Consider the following 15,850-nt stretch of genomic DNA (forward strand, 5'->3'; position numbering starts at 1 on the left):
CATAATTCCTAAATGATTGCCAGAAGCACGAAGTTTAAGATAAACAGAACCGTTGCCACCCAGAGAATCGGATGGATGGTATTTGCTTCTTTCTTGCAGATTTTTACGATACAGTAGGAGATAAAGCCAAAGGCAATACCGTAAGAAATACTGTAGCAAAGCGCCATGAACAGTCCGGCAAAGAATGCAGGAACCGCCTCGGAAAAGTCTTCCCACTGGATCTCCTTAAAGGCGGAGGTCATCATAATGCCGACAACAACCAGAGCCGGAGCGGTGGCTGCGGATGGGATGGCGCTCACGAAGGTTGCCAGGAAGGCGCTGATAGCAAAGCAGATAGCTACGACAACGCTGGTCAGACCGGTACGTCCGCCGGCGCCGATACCGGAAGCACTTTCCACGAAAGTAGTGGTGTTGGATGTTCCGAAGATAGAGCCGATGGAGGTAGCAATGGCATCTGCAAAGAGAGCCTTGTCCATTTTTGACTTAAATCCTGAACTGGAATCCATGGCTTTTTCATCTTCCTCACTGAAAATACCGCTTCTGCGTCCGGTTCCGATAAAGGTTCCAAGGGTATCAAAGGTATCGGAGATACTGAAGGCAAAAATAGTTACCAGTACCAGCGGAAACTTGGAAACATCATTGAACAGGGATGGAAGTCCTTCTGACGTAAAAATTGCTCCGAAGGTGGATGGAAGAGCAGCGCATGCCTCCGAGAAGCTCACGGAATCACTGGCTGTCGTAACGCCCATAGGGATACCGATCAGGGTCGTCACCACGATACCGATCAGAATAGCTCCCTTTACATTGCACACAAGAAGTACGATGGTCAGAACAAGACCGATCAGGAACAGCCAGAAAACAGGCTGATTCAGAGTGGCAATGGCCGGAACTCCGGAATCAAAACTGATAATGCCTACATTTAAAAGGCCGATATATGCCACAAACACGCCGATACCGCCGCCGATGGCGTTCTGCAGGCTGTTTGGGATGGCCTTGATAATAAACTTGCGGACTTTAGTCACTGTGATGATGATATTAAAGATACCGCAGATAAATACCATGGACAGCGCCTGCTGCCAGGTAAAGCCCAGACCGAAACAAACGGTGTACACGAAAAATGCATTGAGACCCATACCCGGAGCCTGTGCATACGGTACATTGGCAAAAAGTCCCATCACCAGCGTACCGATGATCGACGCGATGATCGTTGCCAGAAATACAGCGCCCCATTCCATGCCTGACTGGCTCAATACGCTCGGATTGACCGCGATGATATAAGCCATGGTAAAGAAGGTGGTAAGACCTGCCATAACCTCAGTGGAAAATGTGGTGCCATTTTCCTTCAACTTAAAAAATTTTTCCATAGTGTCCTCTCTTTCTTTTGCACATAAGTTACATTTTCAGATATCCGAAGAACGATACCCCGGCATCTGTGCCGTTCCATTATAAGATAAGTCCCATGAAATATTCAAGGGTAGTTTTTTTGTGTCTGCCAGCGATTTTTTAGCGAACAGTGCCATATTTTATCTTTTATTCTACATATTGTAATAATGAGCGTAGATGCCACCCTGCTCCAGAAGACTCTCATGGGTGCCCCGCTCGGCGATGCCGTCCTCGGTAATCACGATGATTTCGTCCGCGTTGCGGATGGTAGACAGACGGTGAGCGATGGTAATGGTGGTTCTGTCCCTGGACAGTTCCTCAAGACTTTGCTGAATCCAGCGTTCGCTCTCATTATCCAGCGCGCTGGTAGCCTCGTCAAGAATCAGCACCGGCGGATTCTTCAGGAATACCCGGGCGATGGAAATCCTCTGTTTCTGTCCTCCGGACAGACGGGTGCCCCGCTCGCCCACATACGTATCATACCCATCCGGCAGCTCTTCAATAAAGTCATGAATGTTGGCGCGCTTCGCCGCCGCAATAATTTCCTCCATGGAAGCGCCCGGTTTGCCGTACGCGATATTTTCTTTGATGGTACCGCAGAACAGATACACATCCTGCTGCACCATACCGATCTGACTGCGCAGACTTTTCAGGGTCAGCGTGCGCACATCCTGGCCGTCTATGGTGATCCTTCCGCCCGTCACATCATAAAAACGGGGAAGAAGAGAGCAGATGGTCGTCTTGCCGCTGCCGGACGGCCCCACAAGGGCGATGGACTTTCCGGCCGGAATCTCAAAAGAGACATGAGAGAGCACCGGCGTATTATCATCACTATAATGGAAGGAAACGTCCTCGTAACAAACGTGTCCCTGTACATTTTCCAGCTCGTGTGCATCCGGCGCGTCCGTGATCTCCGGCTCCGTTTCCATCACATCCAGAAAACGGCGGAATCCCGACATACCTTTTTGCATGGTCTCGATCAGTTCCACCAGAATCTGGATCGGATTAATGAAGATACCGATATATAGGGCATACATGGCAAGATCCGCCGGAGCCATCAGCCCCCTGGCGATGAGATAGCCTCCGTAAACGAGGGTCACCAGATACATCATACCCTGAAAAAACAGGTTCCAGCCCATGAAACTTCCCATACAGTTATAATTATCCCGTTTGGAAAGAAGAAATGCATGGTTGCTCTTCTTGAATTTCTCCCGCTCGATGTCCTCATTGGCAAAAGACTGCACCACCCGGATGCCCGCCAGCGTATCCTGCAGGCTGGCGTTCACATCTCCAATCTTCCTCCGGTTTTCCATAAATGTTTCCTGCATCCGACGGTTCTGGCGGAAGGAAAACACAAACATACAGAAAACAAGAAAAACCAGCGGCAGCGCCAAACGCCAGTTGATGAGAAACAGGAAAATAAAGGAACCGATGATCTTCACCAGCGAGATAAAAAGATTCTCCGGCCCATGGTGCGCAAACTCCGCAATATCAAACAAATCCGACACCAGTTTGCTCATCATCTGACCGGAATTATTCTGGCTGTAATAAGAGAAAGAAAGCTTCTCATAATGGTCAAAAAGCTGCTGGCGCATGTCCCGCTCCATATGAGCGCCCATCATATGCCCCTGGTAACTCACATAATACTTACAAAGACTTTGCACCAGATACATAGCAAAGAGCCCCAGGGCAATCAGCGGAAGCGCCCGGAGAATCACTGCGCTGTCTCTGGTAAACAAAGTGTTGGTCGCTGTCCGAAGAATCTGCGGGTAAGCCAGATCCGCCAGACTGATAAAGGCCGCGCACAAAAGATCAAGAAAAAAGACCGCCTTGTACGGGCCATAATAATGGATAAACTTCTTTATGGTCTGCATCATAAACCTCCTGTGTATTTTTCCCGGGCTGCGCCTGCGCGAAAGCCCGTCATAATTTTCCCTTCAGCGTTCGCTGACGATATTCGGCCGCTGCTGCCGCCCCGGGCAGCAGGCCACGACAATCTTAGCATAAGCCGGTTCGCCTTGGCAAGAAGGAAAAAGGGGAGGCTCCCGGCAGGAGGAGGGAATTTGTTATTGTTCACGCAGTGACCAGTAACGAGAATTTTTAAAATACGGCTGTTGAAATTATTTGTGATTATGCGTATAGTAATAAGTAATCACTGTATCACTGAAATTATTACGCCATCGGCCATTCCAATAGAATTACTGGCAGAGAGAAACAGTCTGTCAGATTATGAAGGAGAGAAGCATGAAAAAGATATATTTTACCTTAACAGGAACAAAACACTATTTTGGTTCCGACTTTCTGGAACCGGGCATGAAGGTGAAGCTGGTAAAAGAACCGGACAATGAATACGATCAGGAGGCAATCAAAGTGCTGCTGAAAGGGGTTGGTAAAATCGGTTACGTGGCCAACAGCCCTTATACTGTGCTGGGCGAATCTTTGAGCGCAGGACGTCTTTATGACAAGATTGGTAATAAAGCAAAGGCCCGAATTCTGTTTGTGACTCCGAAGGGAGCGATATGCAAGGTGTGTAAGAAGAGCCTGACAGATAAATAACACAGGAGCGACAACAAATGTTTTTTATTATGGGTATCACCCAGGGAAGAAAAGACTTTAACTTTAATCAGATGGTTATCTGTAACCACTGCGGTTCTTACGGAAGATATCAGGTGTATATGACTTACATGTGCCTGTCTTTGTTTTTCCTTCCCGTTTTCAAATGGAACAAACAATATTATGTGCAGATGTCCTGCTGCAATACTCTCTATGCCCTGGACCCGGTCATCGGAAAACGGATTGCCAGGGGAGAGGATATTGAGATATTACCGGAACACCTGACGGAGGTGCAGACTGGCTGGAGAAGCAGGTATAAGCGCTGCGGCAACTGCGGTTTTGAGACACAGGAAGATTATGAATACTGCCCGAAATGCGGAAGGAAGTTTTAGTTTATGGGAAAACAACAGTTAGAAGAAATTTTAGCCCTGCAATGGGACAAGCTTCTCCGTATTAAAACTACCGGACGGGATGATTCCATGGCGGACCAATACCGGTATCCTTACGAACCGACGCCGTACTCTGTCCTGGAACGGCTGGCCGGCAGCGGATACATTTCCAAAAGAAATGTACTTCTGGACTATGGCTGCGGGAAAGGTCGGGTGGACTTCTACCTGTCTTATCAGACCCGATGCCGCACCATGGGAATCGAGTACGACCCTCGCATGTATGAACGTGCGCTGTCCAATCAGCAGACGGCAGTGTCCGGAAGGAGAGCTTCCTTCGTTTTGGCAAATGCAGAGCAGTACCCGGTTCCCGCTGAAGTGGACCGGTGCTATTTTTTCAATCCATTTTCTGTGGAAATCCTGCAGAAGGTGATGGCGCGGATTCTGGATTCTTACTATGAGAATCCCAGAAACATTCAGCTTTATTTTTATTATCCGTCCGATGAATATGTGGCGTATCTGATGACGCAGGAGCTGCTGATGTTTGTGGACGAAATAGACTGCGGTGATCTGTTTGAGGGGAAAGATCCGCGGGAGAAGATATTGATATTCGAGATTATGTAAGGAGAAAGGACAGTATAATGGGACATGTATATTTTGTTCGTCACGGTCAGACCGTGTGGAACGTGGAAAATAAAATCTGCGGGGCAACGGATATTCCGCTGACGGAGCTTGGCCATCAGCAGGCCATCGAGACGGGAAAGAAGATCGTGGAGGAAGGCATACAGGCCGATGAGATTCTCTACTCACCTCTCAGCCGCGCGGCGGAGACTGCCCGGCATATCTTCGAGATCACCGGTATTCCAGCCAGAATGGAACCTCGGCTCGTCGAGCAGAATTTCGGCAAATGGGAGTCCACTGCCAGAGACGGGCTGGAATTTAAGAAGGCGAAAGAAGACTTTTGCTGCCGCTATGACGGCGGCGAATCCATGCTCCACCTGGCGCAGAGGATTTACAATCTGCTGGACGATGTAAAAGCAGAATCCGATGAGAAAACATACATACTGGTGGCTCATAACGGCATTGCCAGAGTGGTACAGTCGTATTTTTATGAGATGACCAATGAAGAATATGCCGCATTCGGCGTGAAGAACTGCGCTGTGCTGCGGTATGATTTTTAACTGAAAATATCATTTGGAACAGGAGGGTTACTATGGCAGTAAAAGGTGCAGTGATGGTTCCTCATCCGCCGCTGATCATACCGGATGTGGGACGAGGACAGGAGAAGGCAATTCAGGCGACCATCGACGCGTATCATAAGGCGGCGAAGAAAATCGCTTCATGGAAGCCGGATACGGTGGTGGTGCTGTCGCCACATTCCATTATGTATGCAGATTATTTTCACATTTCACCGGGAACAGGCGCCCGGGGAGATTTCGGTCAGTTCCGTGCGCCGCAGGTAAAAATCCAGGTGCAGTATGACACGGAATTGGTGGAAGCCCTGTCTCAGGAAGCCGAAGCCAGAGAAATTCCTGCCGGAACCATGGGGGAGCGGGACAGCAGGCTCGATCATGCCACCATGATTCCCCTCTGGTTTCTGAATCATTATTATACGGATTACAAGACGGTGCGCATCGGATTGTCCGGTCTGCCATTGTCGCAGCATTACATGCTGGGGCAGTGCATACAGAAAGCGGCGGAGCTTTGTGGAAGAAATATTGTCGTTATCGGCAGTGGTGATTTGTCTCACAAACTCAAAGAAGATGGTCCTTACGGTTTCCAGAAGGAAGGGCCGGAATACGACAGCCGCATCATGGAAGTCATGGGAGCCGCCGCCTTTGACCAGCTTTTTGACTTTACGGAAGAATTCTGCGATAAAGCGGCAGAATGTGGCCACCGCTCCTTCGTCATCTTGGCCGGAACGCTGGATCGCCTGGCAGTAAAAGCGGAAAAGCTATCTCACGAGGGAACCTTCGGCGTCGGGTATGGCGTCTGTACCTATGAGGTGGAAGGCCGGGCGCCGGAACGGGATTTTCTGCGCCAGTACGAGGAGAAAATCGCAGAAGAAGTAAAACGTCGGAAAGAATCGGAAGACGCTTACGTTCGTCTGGCACGTCAGACCATTGAGGCTTACGTGGGCGAAAGAAGGCAAATCTCTATCCCAAAAGACCTTCCGGAAGAAATGTATGAAAGCCGGGCAGGCGTCTTCGTTTCCCTGAAAGAAGAAGGGCGTCTCCGCGGCTGCATCGGCACCATCACTCCGGTACAGAAAAGCATCGCAGAAGAAATCATCGCCAACGCCATCAGTGCGTCCACAAAAGATCCGCGTTTCCATCCGGTACAGTCGGACGAGCTAGACAAGCTGGTTTACAGCGTTGATGTCCTCGGCACACCGGAAGCAATCACCTCTCCGGACGAACTTGATGTCAAACGCTACGGTGTGATCGTAACAAAAGGCCGCAAGCGGGGACTGCTGCTGCCGAATCTGGACGGCGTGGACACCGTCGAAGACCAGATCACCATTGCAAAACAAAAGGCGGGCATCTCTACTTACGATGATGATGTTCAACTGGAACGGTTTGAGGTGGTGAGACATTTCTAATGAAGCAAAGAGAAGGAAATCGTATCATCTGCCCGGTCTGTCCTCATCATTGTTCTCTGGCAGAAGGGCAGTACGGCCGCTGTCGGGCAAGAAAAAATGAAAACGGAACGATCATCAGCACAAGCTACGGAAAACTTACAGCCCTGATGCTTGATCCCATCGAAAAGAAACCACTGCGCCGCTTTCATCCGGGCAGTCAGATTCTGTCGGTGGGAAGCTTCGGCTGTAACCTGTCCTGCTCATTCTGCCAGAATCACGAAATATCCATGTGCAGCGAATCGGAAACCGGCTGCCGCCGTATGTCACCGGAGGAGTTGGCAGACCTGGCAGAGCAGTGCAAAATGTACGGAAATATCGGTGTGGCCTTCACTTACAACGAGCCATTGATCAGTTATGAATACGTCCGGGACACCGCTTGCCTGGTACACGCCCGCGGCCTGAAAAATGTTCTGGTCACCAATGGCACGGCAGAACTGTCTGTTCAGGACGAGATTCTCCCTTACATTGACGCCATGAACATCGATCTGAAAGGATTCAGCGAAGGTTATTACAAAAAACTAGGCGGAGACCTGGAGACAGTGAAACATTTCATCGAGCGGGCTGCTGGCAGCTGCCATGTGGAACTGACCACTCTCATCGTACCCGGAGAAAACGATTCCGAAGAAGAAATGGAACAGGAAGCACAGTGGATTGCCTCCATCAATCACGACATTCCCCTCCATGTGACCAGGTTCTTCCCGAGATATAAGATGACGGATAGAGCGGCGACAAATGTGGAGAAAATATACCGGCTGAAAGCAGTGGCCGAGAAACATTTGAAGTGGGTGTATGCGGGGAATTGCTGAGGAGAGATATGCTTTACGGAGCGTATGGACAATAGGAATTATTTTTTATGAGGAAAATAATGAAATGAAGGGAGGCTTACATGTCATCAAAGAATAACTGGCAAATGGATTTAAGTGAATACATTCGACAGGGAGAACCTTCACAGAAAGAAAAAAGTGAAGCATGGATGACGGCCATCGGTCTTCAGGATGTGGATGGGCTGCAGACGTCTCCTTATTTATTGGATACTGCAAAAAATCATATCGAAGGTAAAATATCGATTGACGAAGCAGAGAAAAGACTTTTCAGTTATTATGAGGAGCGGAAGGAACGAAATCAGATAGAAGAAAAAACCCGGGAGGCAGATATTGTTTCTTCCAGGATTACCAGATTGCTCGGTGAGAAATCGTTTAATTTTTCCAGTGTGGAATGGATTGGTATTCACAGAAGATTATTTGAGGGTGTTTTGAAGGAAGCAGGAAAAATTCGTGATTATAATATTTCCAAACGGGAGTGGGTTTTAAAAGGAGAATCGGTTGTGTATTCTTCTTATACAAATATCCGGGAAACAATGGAATATGATTTTAATACGGAAAAGCAATTTTCTTATAACGGGCTTTCCATGGAAGAGATCATTGATCATTTATCAAAATTTACCTGTGATATTTGGCAGATTCATCCTTTTTATGAGGGAAATACGCGGGCAACAGCGGTATTCATGATTAAGTATTTGAATACTCTTGGTTTTCAGTAATCTGCTTTTGGGAACAAATTTTGAATTGAAGAACAGATATCTGCATTTGGATTATGTTCCGGATGCAGACAATACTGCTGAAGTTCTAACCGCCAATAAAAAATCTTCTAACCGCCAAAATGGCGGTTTGGATGACGATTTAGAGCTTTATGTCAGATGAAAATCTGGTTTTAAGTTTTATTGAAGAAAATCCTGACATCGCACAGAAGATGCTTTCTGAGAGGACGGGAAAATCAATACGAACCATTCAAAGGATTATAAGCAGATTAAAAAAGAAAAACATTCTGCAGCGTGTCAACGGAAGAAGCCGCGGAAAATGGATAATAACAAAGGGGATTTAAACAATGATAACAATAATTATTGGAATATGCATCGTAATAATTTTGATTGCAATTGTATTTTTATATTGCATCAGGCCAAATACTTCAAGGCGGCAGGAAATGGCTGTTTTTGAGAAGCAGTATATCGCTCACAGAGGACTGTTTGATAATGAAAACGGCATACCGGAGAATTCGATTCCGGCGTTTAAGCGGGCCGTGGATCAGGGATATGGCATTGAACTGGATGTTCAGCTGACAATGGACCATAAACTGGTAGTATTCCATGACGAATCACTGAGGAGGCTGTGTCGCGCAGACCGCCTTTTACGTGATTGTACATATGCCGAATTACAGGAATATTCTCTGGGAATATCCAGAGAGAGGATTCCTCTGTTTGAAGATGTTCTGAAGGTTGTGGACGGAAAAGTTCCGTTAATTGTCGAGGTGAAACCGGAGGGGAACTGGAAAGAAACGACAAAAGTCATGGCAGAGATTATGGATGGTTACTCTGGCTGTTATTGTATGGAGTCCTTCCATCCTCTTGCTGTGGAATGGTTCCGAAAAAACCGGCCGGCTGTGATTCGAGGACAGCTCAGCACTAATTTTTTCCTGGACGAGCCAAGGCGGAAATGGTCAGAAAAATTTATTCTGACTAATTTGCTGCTGAATTTCAAAGCCAGGCCTGATTTTATCGCTTTTAACCACATATGGAGTGGCAGCCTGGCTTACACCTTGTGCAGGAAGATTTATGATGTGGAAAATGTAGGCTGGACCATCAGAAATCAGGATGAGCTGGAAAGGGCGAAGGGAATCTTTCAGGTTATTATTTTTGACAGTTTTGTGCCGGATGAGAAGAAAAATGTTAAATAATTGCAAAACAGAACAGGAGCAGCAAAAATGAGCAGAATCAGAATCATAAAAAAGAACGACGAATTCAGCCCGGAGTATGAGATTGGGGATATTTTTGAGATAGAGGGAACCTGGTATGGCGGCGTACATATTTCCGGCAGAACCGGCGTGCCGGTATCTCTGGATAAAGAGGAATATACGGAACTGGATACAGAGCCGGAAGCACCGAAAGAAGAAAACGCAGAAAACATCCGGAGAGATATCCATGTGGGAGATATTGTGAGACATTTTAAAAGAGAATGGGTGTCTGCGGAGACATCAGAGTATCTTTATAAGGTTCTGGCCTTTGCGCAGCATACGGAGACCGGCGAGCGGCTGGTCATCTACCAGGCGTTGTATGCGCCGTTTAAGGTGTGCGCCAGACCGTACGCCATGTTTATGAGTGAAGTGGACAGGGAGAAATACCCGGAGATTAAGCAGAAATACCGGTTTGAGAAAGTGGAAATGTAAGGAAGCATTATGAATGATGCGGGAGTAAGGAGAAATATACGGAGCTGAAAAACGGAATAATAGATTGATCCTGTCGTGAGAGGGAAGGAGCGGACAATATGTGCAAAATAAATATTCCTGTGGGCGTTTCTGATTTTGAGCAGATTCGTAAAAATGAATATTACTATGTCGATAAAAGTGGTATGATTGCTGAAATATTGAGCACAGAGTCCACATTGGTCACATTGATTACCAGGCCGCGGCGTTTTGGAAAAACGTTGGGGATGAGTATGCTTGCCAGTTTTTTTGATATCCGAAAGGACAGCAGAAATATATTCGCAGGTCTGGAGATTGCTGAGAACCGGGAACTGTGCGATAGATGGATGAACCAGTATCCTGTTATTTTTTTATCGTTTAAAGATGTAGACGGCCTGACTTTTACCAGTGCGTATGAAATGCTTGCGGCCACCATTACAGATTTATATAAAGAACATTTGTATCTTCTTGGCAGTGATAAAATCAATCCCTATGACCAAGAGATCATCAGACGTCTCGTGGAAGGAAAGGCATCTGTGACAGAAGTAAAAAGAAGTCTGTCCCTGTTGATTACATTCATGAAAATGTATTATTGTAAGCCGGTGATTCTTTTGCTGGATGAATATGATGTTCCTGTTGCCAAAGCAAGTGATCATGGATATTACGTTCAAATGCTGGAGATCGTGAAAGCTTTGATGAGTACATCATTGAAAGATAATCCGGCTCTTAAGTTTGCGGTTCTCACCGGGTGCCTGAAAATTGCCAAAGAAAGTATTTTTACCGGTACCAATAATTTTGTTTCCGATACAATTTCTGTTTCCCGGCTGAATGAATATTTTGGCTTTACACAGACAGATGTTGATAAGCTGCTGACGGATGCGGGCAAAGAAGAACATGCGCAGCAGATAAAAATATGGTATGACGGATATCATTTTGGCGATGTGGATGTTTACTGTCCATGGGATGTGATGAATTATCTGCGGGATTTGCAGAAAAATCCTGACACGAAACCGGAAAGTTATTGGAAAAATACCAGTGATAATGCCATTATCCGGTCATTTATTGATTATGCGGGAAGCAGTATTACCAATAAACTGGAATCTTTGATGGCCGGAAATTACATTACACAGCATATTGAAGATGACCTTACTTATGATTATCTTCATTCATCAGAAAATAATTTTTGGAGTGTATTGTATCTGAAGGGATATCTCACACAAGTACGTGAGCACGAGATGGTTACTTCTTTGCCAGATGGAATATCTGCTCTTAAGATACCCAATGCTGAGATCCGTGAAATTTTTGAAAGTACGGTGCAGACCTGGTTCATGGAAAATGCAAAAAGCTGGAACCGAAAGCATCTTTTTGATGCGGTCTGGAATGAAGATGTGGAAAAAATGACAAAAGAAATGAACAAATTGCTTCGTATGACCATCAGTTATCACGATTACAGAGAAGATTATTACCACGCCTTTCTGGCCGGAATATTTGCAGGGGCTGGTTACATGGTGGAATCTAATAAAGAACATGGTGAAGGACGCAGTGATATCGTTATCACGGATGTAAGGGAAAGCCGGGCAGCTGTTCTGGAGGTGAAATACGCCAGAACACTGGATAAATTGGAATCCTCTTGTCGGGAGGCGCTCCGGCAGATTGATGAGAGAATGTATGCGGAAGAGTTTCGTGATAATTATGACCAGGTACTTTGTTTTGGAGTCGCATTCTATAAAAAGAAATGCCTGGTAATGAAAAAATAAAGAGAAACAGAAAAGAGGTGTCAGCATGTCCCTTTACGCTCTGGGCGACCTGCATTTGAGCTTTCAGGCCGATAAATCCATGGATAAGTTCGGGCGGGTCTGGAAGAATCATGAAAGAAAAATAGAAAAGTATGTCAATAAAATCGTAAAGCCGGAGGATACTCTTGTGCTCACCGGCGATCATTCTTGGGGGAGAAAGCTGGCGGAATGCGAGGAGGATCTGGCGTTCATCGAGCAGCTTCCGGGACAGAAGATTCTTCTGCGGGGGAATCATGATATGTTCTGGGGCGCCAAAAAGACCAATCGCCTCAATGAAATGTACAGCGGAAAGCTGTTTTTTCTGCAGAATAATTTTGTCCCGTATGAAGATTACGCGCTGGTAGGAACCAAGGGCTATACCTTTGAGGGACCGTTCTATCTGAACCGCCGGGGGCAGATTATGGGCTGGGACGAAGAGAAAGAAGCCCATGCCCGGAAACTGGTGTCCCGGGAAATGGAACGTCTGCGAGATTCGTTCCGGCAGGCAAAGGCGGCAGGATACCGGAAGTTTATCATGTTTCTTCATTATCCGCCGACAAACATCCTGGAAAAGACGTCCCCGTTTACGGAGATTGCAGAAGAATACGGTGTGGAGACAGTGGTATATTCTCACTGCCACGGCGAGAGCCGCTTCGGGGACAGTATCCGGGGAGAGTATCGCGGCGTCAACTATATGCTTGTGTCGGGGGATTATCTGAATTTCCGGCCGGCGTTAGTGTTGTCATGAGCAAATGGGTACTTCTATGAATTAACCATACATTACAACCGCGACGAAGAAATAGAATTTTATAAAGGAGGGTATCCATGCGATTATTTATAGCAATAACACTCTCTAAAGAAATGAAAAATGCTCTCATCACCTATATGCACCAACTAAAAAAGCAAGGCGTGGAAGGCCGTTATGTTCCGGCACAGAATCTTCATATGACACTGGCTTTCATCGGGGAATATGGAGATCCGAGCAAGGTGAAAAGAGTGATAGAGCAGGTTCCGATGTCTCATTTTCGACTGACTTTGTCAGAGCAGGGCCGTTTCGGCAATCTGCTCTGGGCCGGCGTGAAAGGAAATCAGAAGTTAAAAACATACGTCAAAGAGCTGCGGACAGCTTTACAGCAAAACGAGATTCCCTTTGACCATGACCATTTTGTGCCGCATATCACGCTGGTCAGAAAATCTTCAGCCAAAAAGCCGTATCAGGTGAAGCTCCCAAGAGCGGAGATGATGGTGGAGAAAGTGTCGCTCATGAAGTCGGAGATGAGAGGTGAAAAAGTGATTTACCGGGAGTTGTGAAAGAAAGACCTCGGGGCGCAGCCACTTCCCAAACCAGGCGGAAGTGGCTGCGCCCCTGTCTGTCTGCCCCTGCATTTTCTGCTATGCGTTTCAGTTAGAGCAGACTGTATAATTGGCATTGTACATTTTAAAGGCCGCTCATTATAATGAAGGCAGAAATTGAGAAACGACAGTTCCTCACGGAGGAAGCTCCGTCAGGACTGTCACAGCAATACATTTAAAATAAATGGAGGTATCTGTTATGAGAAAAAATTTTGGTGCGAAACCTTTCCTGTTCCCACAGCCGGTGATGATCATCGGCAGCTACAATGAAAAAGGAGAATCCAACGCCATGAACGCAGCATGGGGCGGTATCTTATAAAAATAACTTGTATTATCGTGTCTGAACACATAAAGCAGACAGCAGCTAACCCTTTTTATTATCTGTGGTAACTATCAGGAGGCGATAAAATGAACAACGAAGCAAAGAAAAGAGTGCAGGATTTGTTTGAGGGCATGGAAGAAAATACACTTTCTGCCACTGACCCGGAATGGGTGGATATTGTGGCAAATTTTTCTCAGAATGAAACAGTGAAGGAAAGCAAACTGACACAGAAGGAGCAAATGCTCTGCATCCTCTCAGCGCTGCTGGGATGTCAGGGTCTGGGCGAGTATCAGAATCTGCTCTATGCCGCATTAAAAAGCGGCGTTGACCCGGTAGCCATCAAGGAAACCGTATATCAGGCAACCGCCTATCTTGGCATCGGACGCGTCTATGATTTCCTCGTTGCCACCAACCGGATCATGGAAAAATGCGGGGTGACACTGCCACTCGCTCCACAGAGCACAACCACCGAAGAGAGCCGTTTTCAGGCGGGACTCGACAAACAGGTCGCTCTGTTCGGGCCGGGCATGAAAAAGCAGCAGACCGATGCTCCGGCTCTGCGTCGTAATATCAACCGCTGGCTGGCCGACAACTGCTTTGGTGATTACTACACCCGAACCGGCCTCAACGACCAGGAACGGGAAATGTTTCTGCGTCTGGCAGAGAAAATGTTTCATAATCTTGAGGAGTGACTGTGCCGTAAAGATATATTAATAAGATGACAAGAGAGGAAGAACAACGATGAATGAACATGAATTAATGGCAGAGATGAAAGTGTCAAAGGCGGTGGCGAAGATGGCCGTGCCGAGCGTCGTCAGCAGTTTAGTTACTGTGATCTACAATATGGCCGATACATTTTTTGTGGGACAGACCGGCGACGCCCTGCAGGTGGCGGCAGTCAGCCTGACAAACCCGATTTTCATTCTTTTGATGGCTTTTGCCAACATGCTGGGAATGGGCGGCAGCGCCGTGGCGTCTGTGGCACTGGGTAAGAAAAAAGAAAAGAGAGTAAAAAACGTCACATCGTTTGTATTTTTTGCGTCGCTGGCTGTGGGCGTGGTCTTCATGATCCTGCTGCTTGTTTTCATGCGCCCTATACTGACTCTGTTCGGCGCCAATGCCGAGACCTACGCCTTTGCGCGGGGATATACGCTGCACATTTCTTACGGCGCGCCGTTTATCATCTGGTCCGCGGCCTCCAGTTTCATACTCCGCGTGGAGGGAGCCAGCAAGGAGGCCATGATTGGAAATATGATCGGAACCATCGCCAACATCGTGCTGGACCCGATTTTTATCTCCGGGCTTGGTATGGGCGCGGCGGGCGCCGCCATTGCCACTACCATAGGAAATGTACTGGCCTGCCTGTATTATCTCTGGTATTTCCTGAAGAAGACGAAGATCTTCTCCATCAGCCCCCGATATTTTACATGCGGCGAGGAAATCCTCGTCAAGGTCTGCACCATTGGACTGCCGACAGCGATTTTTTCCGGCCTCATGAGCATTTCCACTATTATCCTTAACCAGATTCTGGTGGTCTACGGCAATGCGCCGGTGGCGGCTATCGGCATTGTGTTCAAAGCAAACATGTTTATCACTTTCCTGCAGATGGGTCTTGCCAACGGTGTGCAGCCACTGCTGGGATATAATTACGGAGCGGAAAATATGCAGCGTTTTCAGGCGGTGGAGCGTTTTACAAAAATATGCTGCATTGTCGTGGGCATTGCCTCGGTTATCCTGTATTATGTATGCAGAGAGCCGATCATCCGTATATTCATCAACGACAACGACGTGGTCGCTTATGGCGTGCAGATGCTCATCGGCTACATGCTGTCCGGCCCGGTCATCGGCATCCTGTTCATGAACATGAACTGCATGCAGTCGGTGGGACATGCCTTCCCGGCAACCGTGCTCTCCGTGCTGCGCCAGGGCATCCTGCTGATCCCGCTTCTGTACCTCCTGGACGGGCTGTTTGGGCTGAATGGCGTGATCTATGGACAGAGCATCACTGACTATATCGCAGTTGTGCTGTCGGTGATCATGTGGAGACACATTAAGAAGAAGTTATAGTTTTCCTGATAAATACATTTTCTGTGAAAAAGAGCAGGAGCAAAATGTCAAAAACTCTTGACATTTTACTCCTATTTTGTTATCTTAAAAATATCAAAAGTATTTTACATTTTGTTTTGCAGAAAGGAGAGAACCA

General features: G+C 47.0%; 17 protein-coding genes. 15 read left to right on the forward strand and 2 right to left on the reverse strand.

Features of this window, described 5'->3' with window-relative positions:
• Nucleotides 1–8 precede the first annotated feature (8 nt).
• Both B5F87_RS16200 and B5F87_RS16205 read right to left on the reverse strand, forming a co-directional pair.
• Nucleotides 9–1,364 carry an NCS2 family permease gene (locus B5F87_RS16200; protein WP_087282901.1) on the reverse strand — a complete coding sequence of 452 codons (1,356 nt, stop codon included), beginning with the start codon at nucleotides 1,362–1,364 and terminating at the stop codon, nucleotides 9–11.
• Between the two features lie 171 nt (nucleotides 1,365–1,535).
• Entirely contained in the window at nucleotides 1,536–3,257 is a 1,722-nt protein-coding gene (locus B5F87_RS16205; protein WP_087282903.1) for an ABC transporter ATP-binding protein, read from the reverse strand.
• Nucleotides 3,258–3,627: 370 nt separating this feature from the next.
• Here B5F87_RS16205 and B5F87_RS16210 point away from each other — a divergent pair, with 370 nt between their 5' ends.
• The 15 genes from B5F87_RS16210 to B5F87_RS16285 all read left to right on the forward strand — a co-directional run bounded on the left by B5F87_RS16210 (nucleotide 3,628) and on the right by B5F87_RS16285 (nucleotide 15,714).
• Nucleotides 3,628–3,939: an HIRAN domain-containing protein gene (locus tag B5F87_RS16210; RefSeq protein ID WP_087282905.1), complete on the forward strand. Its 312-nt coding sequence runs from the start codon at nucleotides 3,628–3,630 to the stop codon at nucleotides 3,937–3,939.
• A gap of 17 nt (nucleotides 3,940–3,956) precedes the next feature.
• A complete protein-coding gene (locus tag B5F87_RS16215; protein ID WP_087282907.1) occupies nucleotides 3,957–4,328 on the forward strand; it encodes a zinc ribbon domain-containing protein in 372 nt (123 codons plus the stop codon).
• 3 nt (nucleotides 4,329–4,331) lie between these two features.
• The gene (locus B5F87_RS16220) at nucleotides 4,332–4,946 is read left to right on the forward strand and encodes a class I SAM-dependent methyltransferase (RefSeq protein WP_087282909.1); all 615 of its coding nucleotides are present in this window, start codon (nucleotides 4,332–4,334) and stop codon (nucleotides 4,944–4,946) included.
• A 17-nt stretch (nucleotides 4,947–4,963) separates the two neighbouring features.
• Complete coding sequence (locus B5F87_RS16225) at nucleotides 4,964–5,503, forward strand: histidine phosphatase family protein (RefSeq protein ID WP_087282911.1); 540 nt, start codon at nucleotides 4,964–4,966, stop codon at nucleotides 5,501–5,503.
• Nucleotides 5,504–5,535: 32 nt separating this feature from the next.
• Entirely contained in the window at nucleotides 5,536–6,924 is a 1,389-nt protein-coding gene (gene amrA, locus B5F87_RS16230; RefSeq protein ID WP_087282913.1) for an AmmeMemoRadiSam system protein A, read from the forward strand.
• Complete coding sequence (amrS, locus tag B5F87_RS16235) at nucleotides 6,924–7,769, forward strand: AmmeMemoRadiSam system radical SAM enzyme (RefSeq protein ID WP_087282916.1); 846 nt, start codon at nucleotides 6,924–6,926, stop codon at nucleotides 7,767–7,769. Before amrA ends, amrS begins: the two co-directional genes overlap by 1 nt.
• 80 nt (nucleotides 7,770–7,849) lie before the next feature.
• Complete coding sequence (locus tag B5F87_RS16240; RefSeq protein WP_242964523.1) at nucleotides 7,850–8,503, forward strand: Fic family protein; 654 nt, start codon at nucleotides 7,850–7,852, stop codon at nucleotides 8,501–8,503.
• Nucleotides 8,504–8,712: 209 nt separating this feature from the next.
• Complete coding sequence (locus tag B5F87_RS16245) at nucleotides 8,713–8,844, forward strand: hypothetical protein (RefSeq protein ID WP_242964532.1); 132 nt, start codon at nucleotides 8,713–8,715, stop codon at nucleotides 8,842–8,844.
• Between the two features lie 99 nt (nucleotides 8,845–8,943).
• On the forward strand, nucleotides 8,944–9,693 hold the full coding sequence (locus tag B5F87_RS16250; protein WP_242964528.1) for a glycerophosphodiester phosphodiesterase family protein: 750 nt from the start codon (nucleotides 8,944–8,946) through the stop codon (nucleotides 9,691–9,693).
• Between the two features lie 27 nt (nucleotides 9,694–9,720).
• The gene (locus B5F87_RS16255) at nucleotides 9,721–10,182 is read left to right on the forward strand and encodes a DUF1653 domain-containing protein (protein ID WP_087282922.1); all 462 of its coding nucleotides are present in this window, start codon (nucleotides 9,721–9,723) and stop codon (nucleotides 10,180–10,182) included.
• Between the two features lie 98 nt (nucleotides 10,183–10,280).
• On the forward strand, nucleotides 10,281–11,954 hold the full coding sequence (locus B5F87_RS16260) for an AAA family ATPase (protein ID WP_087282924.1): 1,674 nt from the start codon (nucleotides 10,281–10,283) through the stop codon (nucleotides 11,952–11,954).
• 25 nt (nucleotides 11,955–11,979) lie between these two features.
• Nucleotides 11,980–12,720, forward strand: coding sequence for a metallophosphoesterase (locus tag B5F87_RS16265; RefSeq protein ID WP_087282925.1), 741 nt, complete (start codon nucleotides 11,980–11,982; stop codon nucleotides 12,718–12,720).
• 77 nt (nucleotides 12,721–12,797) lie between these two features.
• Complete coding sequence (gene thpR, locus B5F87_RS16270) at nucleotides 12,798–13,283, forward strand: RNA 2',3'-cyclic phosphodiesterase (protein ID WP_087282927.1); 486 nt, start codon at nucleotides 12,798–12,800, stop codon at nucleotides 13,281–13,283.
• A gap of 450 nt (nucleotides 13,284–13,733) precedes the next feature.
• A complete protein-coding gene (locus B5F87_RS16280) occupies nucleotides 13,734–14,339 on the forward strand; it encodes a carboxymuconolactone decarboxylase family protein (protein WP_204246088.1) in 606 nt (201 codons plus the stop codon).
• A gap of 49 nt (nucleotides 14,340–14,388) precedes the next feature.
• Nucleotides 14,389–15,714, forward strand: coding sequence for an MATE family efflux transporter (locus tag B5F87_RS16285; RefSeq protein WP_087282929.1), 1,326 nt, complete (start codon nucleotides 14,389–14,391; stop codon nucleotides 15,712–15,714).
• The last annotated feature ends 136 nt before the right edge of the window (nucleotides 15,715–15,850 follow it).

Origin of the sequence: Eubacterium sp. An3, from assembly GCF_002159465.1 — a bacterium.
Classification (GTDB): Bacteria; Bacillota; Clostridia; order Lachnospirales; family Lachnospiraceae; genus Anaerobutyricum; species Anaerobutyricum stercoris.